This window comes from Acidimicrobiales bacterium, assembly GCA_035540975.1.
Taxonomy (GTDB): domain Bacteria; phylum Actinomycetota; class Acidimicrobiia; order Acidimicrobiales.
The window spans coordinates 1-2781 of record DATLFN010000052.1 but is presented as its reverse complement, the minus strand read 5'-3'; the positions used below and the strand labels follow the sequence as shown (position 1 = coordinate 2781).

Sequence of the window (2781 nt, the reverse complement as noted above, 5' to 3'; positions counted from 1 at the left end):
TCCCCCTTCCCGTCCCCAGGACGCCGAGGAGGACCCGTGGGCCGATTCCCCGCCCTGGCCGTGGCCGTCGCCACCGCCACCGCCGTCGCCGCCACCGCCCCTGCCGCGGCCGCCGCCGCCGAGGTGCCGGCGGCCGCCGCGGCGGCGCCCGAGGCGGTCGCCTACGTCCCGCCGGTCGACGCGCCCGTCGCCGGAGGGTTCCGACCACCGGCTGCGCCCTACGGCGCCGGCAACCGTGGCCTCGACTACGCCACGGCACCGGGGACGCCCGTCCGGGCGGCCGCCGCCGGGCAGGTCAGCTTCGCCGGGCCCGTCGGGACGGGCCTGCACGTCGTGGTGCTCCACGCCGACGGCGTGCGCACGAGCTACTCCTTCCTCGCCGCGCTGGCCGTCCGGCGGGGCGACCGGGTGGCGGCGGGCGACACGGTGGGCGCGTCGGGGCCGTCGCTGCACTTCGGCGCCCGGGCGGGCGACGCCTACCTCGACCCGGCCGTCCTCCTCGCCGGCCGGGCCGGGGCGACGGTGCGCCTCGTCCCCGACGACCAGCGGGCCATGGGGTCGGAGGACGACGAGCGGTCGGGGCTGCGCCGCCTCCTCGGCGCCGCCCGCCGGGGCGTGGCCGTCGGCGCCGACGCGGTGGCATGGGCCGCCGGGGAGGCGGTCACCGGCGCGGCGGACGCCGTCGCCGCCACCCTGCCCGGCGCCTTCTCGACCGAGGAGCTGCGCGTGTGGGTGCCGGCCGCCATGTCGATGCTGGCGGCGCCGGCGCGCATCACCCGGATGGGGCTGGAGTGGTGGGCCCGACGGGACACGTGCACGCCGCCCGCCCTGGCGCCCCCGCGCCCGGGGGGCAGGCGGAAGGTGGTCCTGGTCGCCGGGCTCGGGTCCACCTCGTCGCGGGCGGCCGTCGACGACGTGGACACGGTCGGCCTCGGCTACGCGGACGCCGACCGGGTGCGCTTCTCGTACCGCGGCGGCACGGTCGCCGAGCATCCGTACATCGCCGCCGACACCGGGGTCGACCTCCACCGGTCGGGGCGGCGGCTGCGCGAGCTGCTCGAGCGCATGCACGCCGAGGACCCCGGCGTGCCCATCGACGTCATCGCCCACTCCCAGGGCGGCATGGTGGTGCGGTCGGCGCTCGGGTCGCGGGCGCCCCCGGGCGTGGAGCGCGTCACCACCCTCGGCTCGCCGCACCACGGCGCCGACCTGGCCACCGGTGTGGCCCTGCTCGGGCTGTCGAAGCACGGCCAGCGGGCGCTGGAGGCGGGGTCCGTCCTGGCCCGCGCCGGCGTCGTCCCGATCGACCCGACGTGGGAGGCGGTCGCCCAGCTGGCCGAGACGTCGGACTTCGTCCGCCAGCTCAACCGCCGGCCCGTCCCCGCGGGCGTCGCCTTCACGTCGATCGCCGCCCGGGCCGACGTCGTGGTCGCCGCCCCGCGTTCGTACCTCTCCGGCGCGACCAACGTGGTGGTGAGCGTCCCCGACGTGGACGACCACTTCGCGCTGCCCGGATCGGACGTGGCGCACCGGGAGATGGCACTCGCCCTGGCCGGCATGGGGCCCACGTGCGAGAGCTTCGGCGACGTGGCGCTCGACGCCCTGAGCGGCGAGGCCATCGGCACGGCCGAGGACGCGGGCAGTGGGGTGCTGGCGTGGAAGGCCCGCGGCGGCGGCCGGGCGAAGCCGGCGACCACGGCGCCCGGTCGGGCGACGGACGACACCCGGCCGCCGCGATGACGGGCCGTGCCCCGGCTCCTCTGGCACCAGGAATCGACACCGGGATGTCGATTCCCGGTGCCAGAGCCCGACGACGCCACCAGCCGCCCGCCCCGTCTTCCGGGGGACGTTCACCCCCGCCGGTTACTGTGTCCGCCCTATGGACGCCGCCCAGCTCCGACCGCTGTCCGTGGGCGAGATCCTGGACCTGGCGATCCAGATCTACCGGGAGCGCTTCGCCCATCTGGTGAAGGCGGCGGCCGTCGTCGTCGCCCCGGTCGCCGTCTTCCGCGCCTTCGTCCAGCTGTCGCTGCTGCCCGACGAGGACTCCAACCTGTTCTCCGGGCCGGTCGACGCCAGCGGCCAGCCGACGGTCGAGGCGAACGAGTTCTGGTCGCTGATGGCGGGGCTGCTGCTCCTGGGGCTCGTCTCGCTCATCTCGTCGCAGCTGGCCACCGGGGCGAGCTTCAAGCTGGTCAGCGGCGCCTACCTGGACGAGCCCCCCGACTGGCGGGCGTCGCTCTCGTTCGCAACCAGCCGGCTCGGGTCGCTGGTGTGGCTCACCGTGCTCCTCGGGTTCCTCGCCGGCCTGGGCCTGCTCCTGTGCATCGTCCCCGGGGTCTACCTGTACGTCGCCTGGTCGGTCGCCGTCCCCGTGCTGCTGCTGGAGAACGCCCGTGGGCGCGCCGCCCTCAAGCGCTCGCGCGCCCTGGTGCGGGACCGGTGGTGGCCGACGGCGGGCGCCATTCTCGTCTCGCTGGTCCTCAGCGTCATCGTGCAGGGCGTGGTCTCCGGGCTGCTGGTCGTGGTGGTCGCGGTGGGCGACAACGACCTGGTCGCCGCCGTGGCCCAGGCCGTCGCCGACACCGTCGGCACCGTGCTCACCACACCGTTCACCTCGGCCGTCATCGCCGCCGTGTACTTCGACCTGCGCGTCCGCAAGGAGGGCTTCGACCTCGAGCTGCTGGCCGGGCGGGTCGGCGTCGACCCGCCCGCCGGCGGGTTCCGCCCCGCCGGGCCGCCGCCACCCTCGCCGTCGCGCTGCTCGCCGGTGCCCCGGCC

The 2781-nt window shown here is 77.0% G+C and carries 2 protein-coding genes; both read left to right on the top strand.

The window, feature by feature from the left end:
• Positions 1-36: 36 nt before the first annotated feature.
• Complete coding sequence (locus VM242_06430) at positions 37-1740, top strand: peptidoglycan DD-metalloendopeptidase family protein (GenBank protein HVM04789.1); 1704 nt, start codon at positions 37-39, stop codon at positions 1738-1740.
• A 139-nt stretch (positions 1741-1879) separates the two neighbouring features.
• A partial coding sequence (locus tag VM242_06425; GenBank protein ID HVM04788.1) for a hypothetical protein occupies positions 1880-2781 on the top strand: 902 nt, incomplete at its 3' end.